Raw genomic sequence first — 16,499 nt, 5'->3', positions numbered from 1 at the left:
AGGGAATATGTATATGGAAGTAACAGTTATCGGAGCAGGACTAGCAGGAAGTGAAGCGGCGTGGCAGCTAGCGAAGCGCGGCATTCGTGTTCGATTGTACGAAATGCGTCCGGTTAAACAAACCCCCGCGCATCATACCGATAAATTTGCGGAACTTGTATGTAGCAATTCTCTTCGTGCGAACACATTAACGAATGCGGTCGGTGTGTTAAAAGAAGAAATGCGTCGTTTAGACTCCGTTATTATAAAAGCAGCAGATGCTTGTGCAGTGCCAGCCGGCGGCGCTTTAGCTGTCGATCGTCACGAATTTGCGGCAAGAGTGACGGAAATGGTAGCGAATCATCCGAACGTTACCGTCATTCGTGAAGAAGTAACAGCGATTCCGGTCGGTCCGACCATCATTGCGACCGGCCCGCTAACATCGCAGTCGCTTTCAGAACAACTTCAAGCGTTGACAGGGGAACAATATTTATACTTTTACGATGCGGCAGCACCGATTGTTGAAAAAGAAAGCATTAACATGGAGAAAGTGTATGTGAAATCTCGCTATGATAAAGGGGAAGCGGCGTACATTAACTGCCCGATGACAGAGGAGCAGTTCGAGCGATTTTATGATGCGCTCATTTCTGCTGAAACAGTTCCTTTAAAAGAGTTTGAAAAAGAAATTTATTTTGAAGGATGCATGCCAATTGAAGTTATGGCACGACGCGGGAAAAAGACGTTGCTGTTTGGTCCGATGAAGCCTGTCGGTTTAGAAGACCCACGTACAGGGAAACGTCCTTATGCTGTTGTACAACTTCGTCAAGATGATGCGGCAGGGACGTTATACAACATTGTCGGCTTCCAAACGCATTTAAAATGGGGGGCGCAAAAAGAAGTCATTCGTCTCATTCCGGGGCTTGAACAAGCAGAAATTGTACGATACGGTGTCATGCATCGCAATACGTTTTTGAACTCTCCAAAGTTACTAAAGCCGACGTATCAATATAAAGAGAGGGAAGACCTATTTTTCGCAGGACAAATGACCGGTGTCGAAGGATATGTTGAGTCAGCAGCCTCAGGACTTGTGGCAGGGATCAACGCCGCACATTACGTGCTCGGGAAAGAACTGATCGTATTTCCACAGGAAACAGCAATCGGCAGCATGGCGCATTACATTACGTCAGCGAACCCAAAACATTTTCAGCCGATGAACGCTAATTTCGGGTTATTTGCCCCGCTTGATGAGCCGATTAAAGATAAAAAGAAAAAAAATGAACGGTATGCAGAACGGGCGTTAGAAACGATTCAGAAATTTTTAAAAAAGTTGTGAAATTCATTGCAAGAGCTGCTAAATTATGCTACTATTTAGTAGCTCTTGTGAGGTGATCGAATGGAAAATGTGAATTTTACGTTACATTTGTTCATTGAATATTTACAAATAGAAAAAAATTATTCAGAATATACAATTGCGTGTTATAAGCATGATATTGGCGAATTTTTCGAATTTATGGAGCGCGAACAAGTCAAACGATTGCAAGACGTCTCTTACAGCGACGTTCGCCTGTTTTTAACGGAGCTTCATAAGCGGAAGCAATCTAGCCGTTCGATTGCCCGGAAAATGTCGAGTTTGCGCAGTTTTTATAAATTTTTAGTGCGTGAAAAAATCGTTTCTGAAAATCCGTTTGCCCTTGCTTCGTTGCCGAAGAAAGAACAGAAAATTCCACATTTTTTGTACCAAGACGAATTAGAACAGCTGTTTGTTGTCAATGATTTGAATACAGCGATCGGTCAACGAAACCAAGCCATCATCGAGCTGTTGTACGCAACGGGTGTACGGGTAAGTGAATGTTGTAACATTCGCTTATCACACATTGATTTTTCGGTATGTACCATTTTAATTTACGGAAAGGGAAATAAACAGCGATATGTCCCGTTCGGTACGTACGCCAAAGAAGCGCTTGAACGATATATACAAGACGGACGTCAGCAACTGATAAGCAAAACAAAAGCGCCGACGGATGTGCTTTTTTTAAATGCGCGCGGCGGCGCGTTAACGCCAAGAGGGGTGCGCCATATTTTAAACGACATCGTCGAACGCGCTGCTCTTTCGCTAAAAGTAAGTCCCCATATGTTTCGTCATACATTTGCGACCCATTTGTTAAATGAAGGCGCGGATTTACGTTCTGTACAAGAATTGTTAGGGCATGCGCATCTTTCATCGACGCAAGTGTATACACATGTAACGAAAGATCATTTGCGCCATATGTATTTACATTCCCACCCGCGCGCATAACGAAAATAAGGAGGATGTTTATGAGCCAATTTCATGCGACGACGATTTTTGCGATTCGCCACCAAGGGAAAGGGGCGATGGCAGGTGATGGTCAAGTAACGTTCGGCAATGCTGTTGTGATGAAACATACCGCACGAAAAATTCGTAGGCTTTTTCACGGCAAAGTGTTAGCTGGCTTTGCGGGGGCGGTAGCCGATGCGTTCACGTTGTTTGAAATGTTCGAAGGAAAGCTGGAAGAATACAACGGAAATTTACAGCGCGCTGCGGTTGAGCTAGCGAAAGAATGGCGGAGCGATAAAGTGTTGCGCCGGTTAGAGGCGATGTTAATCGTCATGGACGACACCCATTTACTCCTCATTTCCGGAACGGGAGAAGTCATTGAACCGGATGATGGTATATTAGCGATCGGCTCAGGTGGCAACTATGCGCTAGCGGCAGGGAGAGCGTTAAAGGCGTATGCAGGTGAGCATTTAACAGCGAAGCAAATTGCGGAAGCAGCATTAAAAGTAGCGGGCGATATTTGCGTGTACACAAACGATTGCATTATTGTCGAAGAGCTGTAAGGGGGGAGCGGCATGTTAACGCCAAAACAAATTGTTGAAAAACTTGATCAATTTATCGTCGGTCAGCATGAAGCGAAAAAGGCGGTGGCGATCGCGTTAAGAAACCGTTATCGCCGCAGCTTGTTAGACGAGAAGTTGCGCGATGAAGTCGTGCCGAAAAACATTTTGATGATTGGACCGACGGGCGTAGGAAAAACAGAAATTGCGCGGCGATTAGCGAAACTTGTTGGCGCTCCGTTCGTAAAAGTAGAAGCGACGAAATTTACTGAAGTCGGCTATGTCGGACGCGATGTCGAATCGATGGTACGTGATCTCGTTGAAACGTCTGTACGTATTGTAAAAGAAAGAAAAATGAACGAAGTGAAAGAGCGCGCGCAAGAGTTGGCGAACAAGCGTCTTGTTGAATTGCTCGTGCCTGAAAAAACGAAGCAGCCGATGAAAAATCCATTTGAACTTTTGTTTGGTGGTGCACAAGAGCAGCCGGAAACAGGAGGCGATGAGCAACATCTTGCCGAAAAACGGCGACAAATGGCGTGGAAGCTCGCAAACGGTGAGTTAGAAGATGAATTTGTGACGGTTGAAGTGGAAGAGCAACAACCGATGATGTTTGACTTATTTCAAGGTGCTGGTTTGGAGCAAATGGGCGTCAATATGCAAGATATGTTAAGCAGCTTTATGCCAAAGAAGCGAAAAAAACGGAAATTAAAAGTGAAAGAAGCGCGCCATGTACTTACGAACGAAGAAGCGCAAAAGCTGATCGACATGGACGAAGTGACGCAAGAAGCCATTCAGTTAGCTGAACAATCAGGCATCATTTTTATTGATGAAATCGATAAAATTGCGCGAAAAGGACAGACTGGCTCATCAGCTGACGTTTCCCGTGAAGGTGTACAACGCGACATTTTGCCGATTGTGGAAGGGTCAACTGTGATGACGAAATACGGACCAGTGAAAACGGACTATATTTTATTTATTGCGGCTGGTGCGTTTCACATGGCGAAACCGTCTGACTTAATTCCAGAATTGCAAGGGCGTTTCCCGATTCGCGTCGAGTTGACGAAGCTGACGGTAGATGATTTCGTAAAAATATTAGTGGAGCCAAACAATGCCCTTTTAAAACAATATGTCGCTTTACTTGCAACAGAAGGTATACAACTTGAATTTTCTGACGATGCTATTCGTAAAATTGCGGAAGTAGCATTTGAAGTCAATCAACAAACAGATAACATTGGCGCACGCCGTCTTCATACGATTATGGAAAAGTTGTTAGAAGATTTATTGTACGAAGCACCGGATGTGCATCTTGAAAAAATTGTCATCACTCCGCAATATGTGGAGAAAAAACTTGGAAATATTGTGCGAAACAAAGATTTAAGTCAGTTTATTTTATAAGGAGGATGCGAGATGAATTTACTTGAAAAAACAAGAAAAATTAATGCGATGCTGCAAAATGCAGCTGGCAAACCAGTAAACTTTAAAGAAATGGCAGAAACGCTTTGCGAAGTGATCGAGGCAAATGTTTTCGTCGTTAGCCGCCGAGGCAAATTGCTCGGATTTGCGATTAAACAAACGATTGAAAACGAGCGAATGAAAAAAATGTTAGCTGACCGTCAATTCCCAGAAGAATATACGAAAAATTTATTTAACATTACAGAAACATCACCAAACCTTGATATTCATAGTGAGTATACGGCGTTTCCAGTAGAAAATAGAGACTTATTCAAAAACGGGTTAACGACGATCGTCCCGATTATTGGTGGGGGCGAGCGTTTAGGAACGCTTATTTTATCCCGTTTAGATAAAGAATTTGACGATGATGATTTAATTTTAGCTGAATACGGTGCAACGGTTGTTGGAATGGAAATTTTGCGTGAAAAAGCGGAAGAAATTGAAGAGGAAGCGCGCAGTAAAGCGGTCGTTCAAATGGCGATTAGCTCGCTTTCATATAGTGAATTAGAAGCAATTGAACATATTTTTGAAGAATTAAATGGGACAGAGGGCTTGCTTGTTGCAAGTAAAATTGCCGATCGAGTCGGTATTACGCGTTCGGTTATTGTTAATGCATTGCGCAAACTAGAAAGCGCTGGAGTGATTGAATCTCGTTCCCTTGGAATGAAAGGAACGTACATTAAAGTGTTAAACGATAAGTTTTTAACAGAGCTTGAAAAATTAAAACATCATTAATAAGAAAAGCTTCTTAGTCTTTAAATAAAGCAGGCATCTTTCTCGCAAAGATGCCTCTTTTGTTAAAGTATGTGAAAAATAGTCCAATGTTCCCTATATACATATTGGAAATAATTTTTTACAATAAAGGTGTCGAACGGTGTCTTCACAAGGAGGAATATGTCGTGAAATTGTTTTCACATACATTTCAAATATTAGAACAAGGATTAAATTACTCATCATTGAAGCAAAAAGTGATCGCAAACAATATTGCGAATGTCGATACACCGAACTTTCAAGCGAAAGACGTTCAGTTCCGGAACGAATTTCAACAAGCGCTGCAAGCGTATCGTACCGATCCGCGCCATTTTGAGTTTAAAGGGAGGACAAGCAAATTTTTCGTGACAACGAAAAACGATCTCGTTTACAATCATAATAAGAACAATGTCGATTTGGATAAAGAAATGTCAGATTTAGCGCAAAACCAAATTTATTACAACGCATTAGTCGAACGACTGAACGGGAAGTTTAACTCCTTAAAAACAGTCATTAAGGGAGGAAAATAATATATGTTTCAAAGTTTCAATGTGTCCGCTTCCGCATTAACAGCGCAACGATTGCGCATGGACGTCATTTCAGCCAACATGGCGAACGTCGATACGACGCGAGCGAAGATGGTAGATGGGAAGTGGCAGCCGTATCGGCGAAAAATGGTTGTCATGCAGCCGAACGAATCGTTTTCTTCTTTTTTGAGTCAGGCCATGAACGAGCGAGCAGCAGGCGGAGTGAAAGTGACGAAAATTATCGAAGACCAAACGCCGTTTAAACTTGTGTATGACCCATCTCATCCTGATGCAGATGAAAATGGGTATGTACAGCTTCCAAACGTTGATCCGTTAAAAGAAATGGTCGATTTAATGAGCGCGACTCGCTCATATGAAGCGAACGTGACCGTATTAAACGCGACGAAAGGAATGTTAATGAAGGCGTTAGAAATCGGAAAGTAGGGGGATAAACGATGATGGATCGTATTCAACGTACAGCTTTATTGCCAGCTGTCCAGAGGCAAGCGATAAAGCCCGCTGAAGCGCAACGGGCGTTTTCACAATTTTTAAAAGAAGCGATTCAAGAAGTGAACAAGCAGCAAATTCAATCAGACGAACTAACGACGAAGTTAGCAAAAGGGGAAAACGTTGATTTACACAATGTTATGATCGCTTCGCAAAAAGCAAGCGTGTCGCTTCAACTAGCGATCGAAGTGCGCAATAAAGTGATTGAAGCGTATCAAGAAGTGATGAGAATGCAAGTATAATTGACCTCATGAGATAGCGGAGGAAGCATATGAACGAGCAATTAAAACAAGCGATAGAACGATTCAAATTGTTTTGGAGCGAGAGGACAAAGCAGCAAAAAAGGATGGCTTTCGGACTCGTTGGCCTGGTAGTCATTGCCGTGGCGCTCACCGCTTTTTTTGCGACGCGGACGAATTTCGTTCCTCTCTACAGCAATTTATCGCCGCAAGAAGCAGGACAAATTAAGGCAACGCTTGATCAGCGCGGCATTCAGTCGCAAGTTGCCGATAACGGCACGACGATTTTAGTGCCTGAACAACTTGTGAATACGTTAAAAGTAGAATTGGCCGCAGAAGGCATCCCGGAAAGCGGCAGCATTGATTATTCGTTTTTTGGGAAAAACTCCGGCTTCGGGATGACAGATAACGAATTTAACGTGCTAAAAATTGAGGCAATGCAAACAGAACTCGCTAATTTAATAAAAAGTATCGACGGGGTAGAAGATGCGAAAGTGATGATTAATCTACCCCAGCCGACCATCTTTGTTGGTGATCAACAGGAAGAAGCATCGGCATCGATCGTTTTGAAAACAAAGGCAGGATATAAATTCAATGAACAGCAAATTCAATCGTTATACCATCTTGTTTCCAAAAGCGTGCCGAACCTTCCTACTGAAAATATCGTCATTATGAATCAATATTTTGAGTACTTTGACTTAAAAAATAAAGAAAATTTTTCGTCTGGCAAAACATTTGCTGAGCAGTATGAAGTGAAACAACAAATTGAGCGCGACATTCAACGGCGTGTTCAACAAATGCTAGGAACGATGATTGGCCAAGATAAAGTAGTCGTGTCTGTGACTGCCGACGTCGATTTCACGCAAGAAAACCGTCAAGAAGAGCTTGTTGAGCCAGTGGATAAAGAGAATATGGAAGGCATCGCCGTTAGTGTGCAACGCATTACTGAGACGTTTTCAGGAAAAGGGGCACAGCCGGGTGGCCCGACGGGCGTAGGAGAAAACGAGGTGCCCGGATATCAAGAGGCAAATGGCGAGACAAACGGGGATTATGAGCGAATCGAGGAAACAATTAACAACGAGGTTAATAGAATAAAAAAGGAAATTGTTTCAAGTCCTTATAAAGTAAAAGATTTAGGCATTCAAGTGATGGTAGAACCGCCGACACCAAACGATCCGAACTCACTTCCGGCGCAAACGGTTGACGACATTACAAAAATTTTAGGGACGATCGTGCGTACATCGGTTGATAAAGAGATCGCAGGTCAATGGACCGATGCGGACTTACAAAACCGCGTCGTCGTTTCTGTACAGCCGTTTAACGGAAAGGTGCAGTTTGACGAACAATCTACAGCCATTCCAACGTGGGCTTACCTTGCTGGTGGCGGGGTGCTCGTTTTCATCATTGCATTGCTCGTCTTTTTATGGTTGCGCAAGCGAAAAAAAGGAGAAATGGACGAACTGCCGCTACAAGAAGAGCAAGTGGCAGTACACATTCCAGATGTAAACGAAGAAGTCGAAACAGAAGCAACGCTGCGCCGCAAGCAGCTTGAAAAGCTTGCAAAAGAAAAACCAGAAGAGTTTGCAAAACTGTTAAGAACATGGCTTGCAGAAGAATAAGGGAGGGGATTATATGGCAAAGCGTGATCAAAAAGGCGAACTAACAGGAAAACAAAAAGCGGCCATCCTCCTCATTTCGTTAGGTCCTGACGTGTCAGCATCCGTATATAAACATTTATCTGAAGAAGAAATTGAAAAGCTAACGCTTGAAATTTCTAACGTTCGTCAAGTTGATGCTGAGAAAAAAGAAACGATTTTAGAAGAGTTTCATCAAATCGCCTTAGCGCAAGATTACATTTCACAAGGCGGAATCGCTTATGCGAAACAAGTGCTTGAAAAAGCGCTCGGTCCAGAGCAAGCGATGAACATCATTAATCGTTTAACGTCCGCCTTGCAAGTACGTCCGTTTGATTTTGCACGGAAAGCCGATCCGGCACAAATTTTAAACTTTTTACAAAACGAACATCCACAAACGATTGCGCTCGTGTTGTCGTATTTAGACCCTGCCCAAGCTGGCCAAATTTTATCTGCGCTTCCACAAGAAATGCAAGCCGATGTCGCGCGTCGCATTGCGTTGATGGACCGCACATCGCCGGAAATGATTAACGAAGTAGAACAAGTGCTTGAGCGGAAGCTGTCAACGACAGTTGTACAAGATTACACGCAAACAGGTGGCATCGAGGCAGTTGTCGAAGTGTTGAACGGTGTCGACCGGGCTACTGAACGCACGATTTTAGATGCTCTTGAAATTCAAGATCCAGAATTAGCGGAAGAAATTAAAAAGCGGATGTTCGTATTTGAAGATATCGTTACGCTTGATAACCGTGCGATTCAACGCGTCATTCGTGAAGTGGACAACGCAGACTTGTTGCTTGCATTAAAAGTGTCTAGCGATGAAGTGAAAGAAGTCGTCTTCCGCAACATGTCATCGCGCATGGCGGAAACGTTTAAAGAAGAAATGGAATTTATGGGACCAGTTCGTCTTCGCGACGTAGAAGAAGCGCAATCGCGCATTGTTGCTGTCATTCGCCGTCTCGAAGAAGCGGGTGAAATTGTCTTTGCTCGTGGCGGAGGAGATGATATTATTGTCTAAAGTCATTAAAGCCCCGTTTGCTCGGACGTGTACGGAGCAACGAGCGGTCATTCAAGTAAAAAAAATGCTGCCTGATATGCAGCCTGAAGCGAACGAGCATCATGAGGAAGCAACGGTAGAACATGCACAAATGCTCATTGAACAAGCGGAACAACAGGCAGCAAGCATTCGTCAAGAAGCAGACATGTACTACGCATCGATTCAACAACAAATTGCCGAAGAACAAAGGCAATGGGAAGAAGAACGAAGCCGATGGATTGAGCAAGCGCGTCAAGAAGGCTATGCGGTCGGTTTAGAGCAAGGACGGCATGACGGTTTTCAACAATATACGGAAGCCATTCGTGAAGCAAAACAAATCGTTCAATCAGCGAATGAGCAATTTTACCATATGTTGCAGTCGGCCGATGAAACGATTTTACTCGTTGCATGCAAAGTAGCAGAGCGCATCATCGGCGAACGTCTCGCCGAAAATAAAGAACATTTTCTTGGACTTGTAAAACAAGTCATTAAAGAAGTTCGTGAACATGAAGAAGTGAAAATATACGTTCATCCGGCTTATTATGACGTCGTCGCTCGTCAAAAAGAGGAGCTAAAAGCGCTATTTAGCCAAGACGTTCATTTGTTTATTTATCCGGATGAAACATTGGCGGAGACAAGTTGCATTGTCGAGTCGCCGTTCGGTCGCATTGATGCGAGTGTCGACACACAGCTGGAGCAGTTAAAACTTCAATTGCTCGAGCGAATCGAGGGGGAAAATGAATGAATTGGCAAGCGCTCGTCAATGAAATTGATCTGCTCGACCCGTACAAACGATTTGGCAAAGTGACGCGTGTGATCGGCTTAATGATTGAAGCAAAAGGGCCGGAAAGCTCGATCGGTGATGTTTGCTATATTCATATTGGCCATAAAAAAAAGAAGAAAATTCAAGCGGAAGTCGTTGGATTTCGCGATGAATACGTACTATTAATGCCATATGCAACAGTTCAAGATATTGCCCCCGGTTGTATTGTCGAGGCAACGGGCTCCCCGTTAGAAATTAAAGTAGGTTTAGCGCTTGTCGGACGGGTCATTGATGCGCTAGGCGCACCGCTCGACGGTCAGCCGCTTCCTAAAGGGCTAACGGCTGTTCCAATCGATCGCCAGCCGCCAAACCCGATGACGCGTCCACCGATTTCTGAGCCAATCGAGGTCGGCGTAAAAATCATCGACAGTTTACTGACGGTTGGAAAAGGACAACGCGTCGGAATTTTTGCCGGCTCTGGTGTTGGAAAAAGTACGTTAATGGGAATGATTGCTCGAAACACAAATGCCGATTTAAACGTTATTGCTTTAATTGGCGAACGCGGACGCGAAGTGCGTGAGTTTATTGAACGTGACCTTGGTCCCGAAGGATTAAAGCGCTCTATCGTCGTTGTCGCTACATCGGATCAGCCAGCCTTAATGCGTATGAAGGGGGCATATGCAGCGACAGCAATTGCGGAATATTTTCGCGATCAAGGACTTAACGTTATGCTGATGATGGACTCTGTCACGCGCGTCGCGATGGCTCAACGTGAAATCGGATTGGCGATCGGAGAACCGCCGACGACGAAAGGATATACGCCGTCTGTCTTTGCGATTTTGCCGAAATTGCTTGAACGAACGGGGACGAATGAGCATGGCACAATTACTGCCTTTTATACAGTGCTCGTTGATGGAGACGATATGAATGAGCCGATTGCTGATACCGTTCGCGGCATTTTAGATGGTCACTTTGTTTTGGAGCGCCAACTAGCGAATAAAGGACAATATCCAGCAATTAACGTATTAAAAAGCGTCAGCCGCGTTATGAACTATATCGTCACGCCAGAACATCGGAAAGTGGCAGACAAATTGCGCGAGCTGCTTGCGACATACGTTCAATCGGAAGACTTAATTCAAATTGGAGCTTACAAGCGAGGGTCGTCGCGAGAAATTGACGAAGCGATTCGTTACTATCCAAAAATCATTTCATTTTTAAAGCAAGATGTGCATGAATCATTCACAATAAACGAAAGCGTTCAACAGTTGTTTCAACTTATTGAACAAGGGTGAATAAATGATGACACCGTTTAAGCTAACGAAAATTTTAAACTTAAAAGAACACGAAAAACAAAAAGCGTTGCACGAATATGAAGAGGCGCGCAGCCGATTTGAAGAAGTGGCGGAAAAACTGTACCATTTTTTAAAACAAAAAGAAGAGTATGAAGAACAGCATAAACATCAGTTGCAATCGGGAGTAGCTATTCAACATATTCGCTCCTTTCAACAATTTATGGTCAATTTGCAACGCATTATCGATCATTATCAACATCTCGTCATGCAAGCCCGTCAGCATATGGAGTTGAAACAGCTAAAATTAGTCGAGCTGAACGTAGAAGTGAAAAAATATGAAAAGATGAAAGAAAAACATGACGAAATGATGGCTCAGCATATGCGCATGATGGAACAAAAGCAGATGGACGATCTTTCAATCCAGCAATATTGCTATCGAGAAACAAGGTGAGCGTCAATGGAACAGTTTGAAAAAGATGAAGAAACGAAAAAAACAAGCAAGTTGCAATGGTTTCTCTTTGTCGTTTTTATTCCGCTGTTATTTACGATTTCAATCGCTTTGCTCATTTTAACGTTTTCTGGCATTAACGTATTTGAACAAGGAAAAAAATATGCAGGTCAATTGCCTTTTATTTCTCAGTGGGTAGAAGGAACGGAAGCAAACGAAAAAAAGAAACTGCAAGAACAACTCGTCGAGCTAAAAGCAACGATCGTTGAAAAAGAGAAACAACTAAAAAAGGCAAAAGATGCGCTCAAAGAAAAAGAAGCGGAAATTGATGCGCTTCAGCAAGAAATTGCCCGCTTGCAAGCGGAAAAGGAACAAGTGCAAGAGCCGACAACAACACCGCCAACTGAGCAAACAAGTACACCGCGTGTTGATGTTGTCAAAATGTATGAAACGATGTCTCCGCGCAAAGCGGCAGAAATTATTCCTCAAATGTCAGATCAAGAGGCAGTCAATTTATTGTCGAAGTTAAAAACAGATAAAGTGGCGGCCATTTTAGAAAAAATGGATGCACAAAATGCGGCGAAATATACGAGCTTGCTTGCGAAAAAAGCAGATAATTGAAAGGAGGTGAGTAGATGAATATCGCACCGATTTCCTTCATGACGTCATCTAGCGGACAACATGGACAAATGAAAACGAGCGATGACAACGCATTTGCTCGTATCATTGCATTGTTGCGTCAAGAGGCGAAACCGTTACAGCAATCCGTTCATTCATCCGAAAAGGTACAAACTGTCGACTGGGAACAGCTGCAACAATGGTTTGCACAACTTCCTGCTCATGACGGGTATGCAGACAAACAAACGTTATGTAACGATGTCGTTCAAGCGTTCCTTTCCCTTTTGCCAGAAGACACGAAAAATGACATCACGGAACGATTTTCATCTGGGCAACCGCTTGAAGCGATGTTTGCGCCAACGGATGATCGAAATGAAAAAGACGAGCTCATGCTTGTCGTTGCATTATTCCAACTGGAGCAAAAGCAATGGGCGATTCCAGAGCAGATCATTGAATATGCGCGCGCAACATTTCGTCACGTGTTTGGGGCACATGATGAACAAAACGCTACCATTCAGGCGATGTTGCAAAACGTCGTTAATAACCAACTTATGTTGTTGAACAATGCGCAAAAAATGGTTGAATGGCCGTTCCAGCAACAACAATCGTGGCTACCTGTCCACGAACAATTAGCTCCTATGCAACGAATTGTTCGCACATCTGATCTGTTGCACGCTCAACAAGCCGTCCAATCAAGCGTGCCGCTAGAGACACAGACAAGCGAAACTCCGCTTGCGTCGCAAATGGAGCGAATCGTTCGGATGCCAAGTGCGCTACATGCAGTACAGCAGTCGGCTGAAAAAAATGTACCAATAGAGGTGCAAACGGTCAATACGACAAGCGAAACTCCGCTTGCATCGCAAAAGGAGCGGATCGTTCGGATGCCAAGTGCGCTACATGCAGTACAGCAGTCGGTTGAAAAAAGTGTGCCAATAGAGGTGCAAACGGTCAATACGACAAGCGAAACCCCGCTTGCATCGCAAATCGAACGGATCGTTCGCGCAAGTCAATTGACACAATGGAAAAACGGAAATGCACAATTACTGATTCGGTTGCATCCTGAGCATTTAGGATACGTCACGATTAAACTCATTCAGCAAAAAGGGAAGCTAACGGCAAAAATGATTACGTCTACGGAAGCGGCGAAACAGTTAGTGGAACAGCACATCCATCAACTTGCGCACATTGCAGATCAAGTGACGGTCGAACAATTCAATGTATTTGACGAAGCAAAGTTTCGCGACCATGCCTTCCATCAACAAAAGCAGCAACAGCAGCAACAACAGCAAAAAGAAGAAAAAAAGCAGCCTGACCAATCGTTTGATGAGTGGTTAAAAGAGTTGTTTCATTTCGACGTGTAGAGGTGATAGTTGTGACAGCGATCGATCCGAGTTTACTTTTATCACAACGCCAAGTAAAACAGCGTGAAACAGGAAAAAGTTCGTTAGGAAAAGATGATTTTTTAAAAATTTTAATTGCGCAATTGCAACACCAAGATCCGCTCAATCCGATGGAAGACCGAGAATTTATTTCACAAATGGCAAACTTCTCATCGCTTGAACAAATGGTAAATATGTCGAATATGATGGGCAAATTTATTGAATCGCAAACAAGTACATCGGAAAAGCTTGTCAGCACGCTAGATGCGTTGCAAAAGCTTATGCAACAACAATCTACGCCGTCGCTCGCTCAATATAGTGAATGGATTGGCAAGACGGTGACGTGGGATGAAAAAAGCGGTGTTGTTCAAGCGGTCGTTCAAAAAGGAACAGATATATGGTTAGAGCTCGAGCAAGGAGAAACGGTGTTAGCCTCTCGCGTCACAAAAGTGTCGCAATAAAGGAGGTGAGGGAATGGATCGAATACAGTTTTTCCCGCACGCCCCGCTCATTCCACCGAAAAAGCAAGTCGTTGCTTCATCAAAGTCAGAGCGACAATCGTTTCGCGATGCGCTTGTTGAAGCAGGAAAAGGGTTAAAAATAAGCAAACATGCGCAGCAACGTTTGCAAGAGCGAAATATTCACATTAACGACGAACAATGGGCAATGATTGGGCAAAAAATTGCAGAAGCGAAACAAAAAGGGGTGCGTGATTCGCTCGTCATTACAAATGAAGCTGCATTAATTGTGAGCGCTGTGAATGAAACGGTCATTACCGCGATGAATCGCGAAGAAGCACAAACGCAACTGTTTACAAATATTAATGGCGCCATCATTATATAAAAGGCTGGACCGTTACAGGAAGCCTTTGAGCGTGCGGAATGACAGAAGCCGCTCAAATAACAAAAAGGAGAGGATTATATGTTACGTTCAATGTTTACTGGTATTGGTGGTATTCGCAACTTCCAATATAAATTAGACGTCATTGGTAACAATATTTCTAACGTCAATACGTACGGCTACAAAAAAGCGCGTGTGACGTTTAAAGACCTTGTGTCGCAACAAATTTCCGCAGCGACATCATCGACAGGCACGCGCGGAGGAATGAACGGAAAACAAATTGGTTTAGGGAGTGGACTTGGTTCGATCGAAACGATTCATACGCAAGGATCGACGCAAACGACATCTCGTCCGCTCGATTTGGCGCTCGGTGGCGACGGCTTTTTCGTTGTTGGCTCGATTAACGACGTCACATTAATTAGCATGGATGGACCAGCTGGAAAGCTCGGAACAAATAAAGTGAATACAGGTGTACCAATTGACCGCGTGTTTAACTTAAGCTTTACACGTGCCGGTAACTTTTATTTAGATGAATACGGTTATATTGTAAACTCGGACGGGCAATATTTAATCGGGGAAGCAGCGATTAAAGATGTGGATACTGTTATCGCGAACGCACCATATGTTGCTCAAGCGAGACGTGACTTAGATGTATTTCTTAATAGTACCAATGGTCTTGTGAACTTCATAAAGAAGTGGAAGGATGAGTTTACGAAAGACCCGGATAATAACCCAACTACACAAACAGATTTCATTAATTTTATTAAAAACTTTAACAATGAACTAAAAAGTCTAAACGAGAAAATTACAGGAAAGACAGATCCAGATGATGCAACGCTTGCTGCAGCTGGGACGTATTTTAATGATCGTGTATCTCCGAAAGCCAGTATTAATCCTGTTCCGCTACTTCCAGAAAACGAAGCTGATTGGCCGGATACGTTAGCGGAAGCTGAAAAAATGATGGGGCCATATTTAGAAGGAATTAGCGGTTTTGTGGAAAGTGTCCAGCAAGTATTACAAGATTATAGTGAACCAAAATATGGGAACGTGACAAGCTTTGAGCCAGGACTCATTCAAATTCCGAAAACGGCGAAAAGCTTTGGAATTACGGCAGATGGCAAAGTGACGTTCATCGACAGCAACGGGCAATTGAAAATTGCGGGACAAATTTTATTGGCACAATTCCCGAATCCGACAGGGTTAGAGAAAATGGGTGGCAATACGTTTAAAGAAACGAACAACTCGGGTAAGCTTGATCGAAATGCAAACGGTCTAACGATTAATGAATTATCACGCCCTGGTTTAAATGGGGCAGGTGAAATTATTTCTGGGGCGCTTGAAATGTCAAACGTTGATTTGTCAGAAGAGTTTACGGAAATGATCGTTGCACAGCGCGGATTCCAAGCAAATACACGCATTATTACAACGTCGGATGAAATTTTACAAGAGCTTGTCAACTTGAAGAAATAATGAATAAAGGGGGGACGGGGGCGATTGCCCCCGATACATAATGATTCAATTAACGCGATTAAACGGAAAACCTTTCACGTTAAACGCTATTTACATAGAGCAAGTTGAAGCTTTCCCTGACACGACAATTACGTTAACGAATGGCAAAAAGTTTGTCGTGCGGGAGTCTGTTGAAGATGTTATGTTATTAGTAGAAACATTTTACCGTAACATTTCGGTGCTTGGATTAAGGAGAGATGCGGAGGGATCCGACGTTGAAAGACAATAAAATGTTAAAAGTGATGCTTATTATCATGGGGGTTATTACGCTCGTTAGCGTTGTTGCACTTATTGTTGTTATGAAGTTCATGGGAAATGATGAGCCGAAAGAGCCGACGGTCGATGAAATTGTCGCCAGCTCGTTTGATGTCCCTGAAATGATGACGAACTTATCGGATGGTCGCTTCATAAAAATTGCGTTTAAAATTCAAACAGATAGCGAAAAAGCGAAAGAAGAAGCAGAAAAGCGCGATTTTCAAATTAAAAATATTATTATTGAAGAACTGTCAGAAATGACAGGAGAGCAATTTAAAGGAAAGCAAGGAAAACTTCTTTTAGAGAAAAAACTGCGCGAACGTATTAATGAGCTGATGCAAGAAGGAAAAGTAGAAAAAATTTATATAACCTCCTTTATTCTCCAGTAAATCATATGAATAGGAGTAGGAGGTGA

General features: G+C 43.2%; 20 protein-coding genes. All 20 read left to right on the top strand.

What is annotated here, in order from left to right; all coding sequences use genetic code 11:
- The first annotated feature begins 13 nt into the window (after positions 1 to 13).
- The 20 genes from trmFO (at position 14) to fliL (ending at position 16,473) form a co-directional block, all read left to right on the top strand.
- Positions 14 to 1,312: an FADH(2)-oxidizing methylenetetrahydrofolate--tRNA-(uracil(54)-C(5))-methyltransferase TrmFO gene (gene trmFO, locus V7Z64_RS00315; protein WP_297989878.1), complete on the top strand. Its 1,299-nt coding sequence runs from the start codon at positions 14 to 16 to the stop codon at positions 1,310 to 1,312.
- A gap of 60 nt (positions 1,313 to 1,372) precedes the next feature.
- Entirely contained in the window at positions 1,373 to 2,275 is a 903-nt protein-coding gene (gene xerC, locus V7Z64_RS00310) for a tyrosine recombinase XerC (protein WP_297989869.1), read from the top strand.
- A gap of 14 nt (positions 2,276 to 2,289) precedes the next feature.
- Complete coding sequence (hslV, locus tag V7Z64_RS00305; RefSeq protein ID WP_297989867.1) at positions 2,290 to 2,838, top strand: ATP-dependent protease subunit HslV; 549 nt, start codon at positions 2,290 to 2,292, stop codon at positions 2,836 to 2,838.
- Between the two features lie 12 nt (positions 2,839 to 2,850).
- Positions 2,851 to 4,230 carry an HslU--HslV peptidase ATPase subunit gene (gene hslU / locus V7Z64_RS00300; RefSeq protein ID WP_297989865.1) on the top strand — a complete coding sequence of 460 codons (1,380 nt, stop codon included), beginning with the start codon at positions 2,851 to 2,853 and terminating at the stop codon, positions 4,228 to 4,230.
- Between the two features lie 12 nt (positions 4,231 to 4,242).
- Complete coding sequence (gene codY, locus V7Z64_RS00295; protein WP_297989863.1) at positions 4,243 to 5,022, top strand: GTP-sensing pleiotropic transcriptional regulator CodY; 780 nt, start codon at positions 4,243 to 4,245, stop codon at positions 5,020 to 5,022.
- Positions 5,023 to 5,186: 164 nt separating this feature from the next.
- Positions 5,187 to 5,567 (top strand): flagellar basal body rod protein FlgB, encoded by a 381-nt coding sequence (gene flgB, locus V7Z64_RS00290; RefSeq protein WP_297989861.1) that lies wholly within the window; start codon positions 5,187 to 5,189, stop codon positions 5,565 to 5,567.
- Positions 5,568 to 5,570: 3 nt separating this feature from the next.
- Positions 5,571 to 6,008 (top strand): flagellar basal body rod protein FlgC, encoded by a 438-nt coding sequence (gene flgC, locus V7Z64_RS00285; protein ID WP_297989859.1) that lies wholly within the window; start codon positions 5,571 to 5,573, stop codon positions 6,006 to 6,008.
- Positions 6,009 to 6,019: 11 nt separating this feature from the next.
- Complete coding sequence (fliE, locus tag V7Z64_RS00280) at positions 6,020 to 6,313, top strand: flagellar hook-basal body complex protein FliE (protein ID WP_297989857.1); 294 nt, start codon at positions 6,020 to 6,022, stop codon at positions 6,311 to 6,313.
- A 29-nt stretch (positions 6,314 to 6,342) separates the two neighbouring features.
- Positions 6,343 to 7,929 carry a flagellar basal-body MS-ring/collar protein FliF gene (gene fliF, locus V7Z64_RS00275; RefSeq protein ID WP_297989855.1) on the top strand — a complete coding sequence of 529 codons (1,587 nt, stop codon included), beginning with the start codon at positions 6,343 to 6,345 and terminating at the stop codon, positions 7,927 to 7,929.
- 13 nt (positions 7,930 to 7,942) lie between these two features.
- A complete protein-coding gene (fliG, locus tag V7Z64_RS00270; RefSeq protein WP_297989853.1) occupies positions 7,943 to 8,962 on the top strand; it encodes a flagellar motor switch protein FliG in 1,020 nt (339 codons plus the stop codon).
- A complete protein-coding gene (fliH, locus tag V7Z64_RS00265) occupies positions 8,946 to 9,725 on the top strand; it encodes a flagellar assembly protein FliH (RefSeq protein WP_297989851.1) in 780 nt (259 codons plus the stop codon). The genes fliG and fliH overlap by 17 nt, the downstream gene beginning before the upstream one ends.
- A complete protein-coding gene (gene fliI, locus V7Z64_RS00260; protein WP_297989849.1) occupies positions 9,722 to 11,035 on the top strand; it encodes a flagellar protein export ATPase FliI in 1,314 nt (437 codons plus the stop codon). Before fliH ends, fliI begins: the two co-directional genes overlap by 4 nt.
- A 7-nt stretch (positions 11,036 to 11,042) precedes the next feature.
- Entirely contained in the window at positions 11,043 to 11,486 is a 444-nt protein-coding gene (fliJ, locus tag V7Z64_RS00255; RefSeq protein WP_003394893.1) for a flagellar export protein FliJ, read from the top strand.
- A 6-nt stretch (positions 11,487 to 11,492) separates the two neighbouring features.
- Positions 11,493 to 12,104 (top strand): MotE family protein, encoded by a 612-nt coding sequence (locus V7Z64_RS00250; protein WP_297989846.1) that lies wholly within the window; start codon positions 11,493 to 11,495, stop codon positions 12,102 to 12,104.
- Positions 12,105 to 12,118: 14 nt separating this feature from the next.
- Positions 12,119 to 13,462, top strand: coding sequence for a flagellar hook-length control protein FliK (locus V7Z64_RS00245; protein WP_297989844.1), 1,344 nt, complete (start codon positions 12,119 to 12,121; stop codon positions 13,460 to 13,462).
- Between the two features lie 11 nt (positions 13,463 to 13,473).
- Positions 13,474 to 13,941, top strand: a complete 468-nt coding sequence (locus V7Z64_RS00240; protein WP_297989843.1) for a FlgD family protein — start codon at positions 13,474 to 13,476, stop codon at positions 13,939 to 13,941.
- Between the two features lie 13 nt (positions 13,942 to 13,954).
- Positions 13,955 to 14,323, top strand: coding sequence for a TIGR02530 family flagellar biosynthesis protein (locus tag V7Z64_RS00235; RefSeq protein WP_297989841.1), 369 nt, complete (start codon positions 13,955 to 13,957; stop codon positions 14,321 to 14,323).
- A gap of 78 nt (positions 14,324 to 14,401) precedes the next feature.
- Positions 14,402 to 15,790 carry a flagellar hook-basal body complex protein gene (locus V7Z64_RS00230; RefSeq protein WP_297989839.1) on the top strand — a complete coding sequence of 463 codons (1,389 nt, stop codon included), beginning with the start codon at positions 14,402 to 14,404 and terminating at the stop codon, positions 15,788 to 15,790.
- 40 nt (positions 15,791 to 15,830) lie between these two features.
- Positions 15,831 to 16,058: a flagellar FlbD family protein gene (locus V7Z64_RS00225; protein ID WP_003394880.1), complete on the top strand. Its 228-nt coding sequence runs from the start codon at positions 15,831 to 15,833 to the stop codon at positions 16,056 to 16,058.
- A gap of 1 nt (position 16,059) precedes the next feature.
- Positions 16,060 to 16,473 carry a flagellar basal body-associated protein FliL gene (gene fliL / locus V7Z64_RS00220; RefSeq protein ID WP_297989876.1) on the top strand — a complete coding sequence of 138 codons (414 nt, stop codon included), beginning with the start codon at positions 16,060 to 16,062 and terminating at the stop codon, positions 16,471 to 16,473.
- The last annotated feature ends 26 nt before the right edge of the window (positions 16,474 to 16,499 follow it).

The sequence above is a fragment of the Anoxybacillus sp. genome, from assembly GCF_036834105.1.
Lineage (GTDB): Bacteria > Bacillota > Bacilli > Bacillales > Anoxybacillaceae > Anoxybacillus.
The sequence above is the reverse complement of the archived record's forward strand: the minus strand, read 5'-3'. Positions and strand labels throughout refer to the sequence as shown.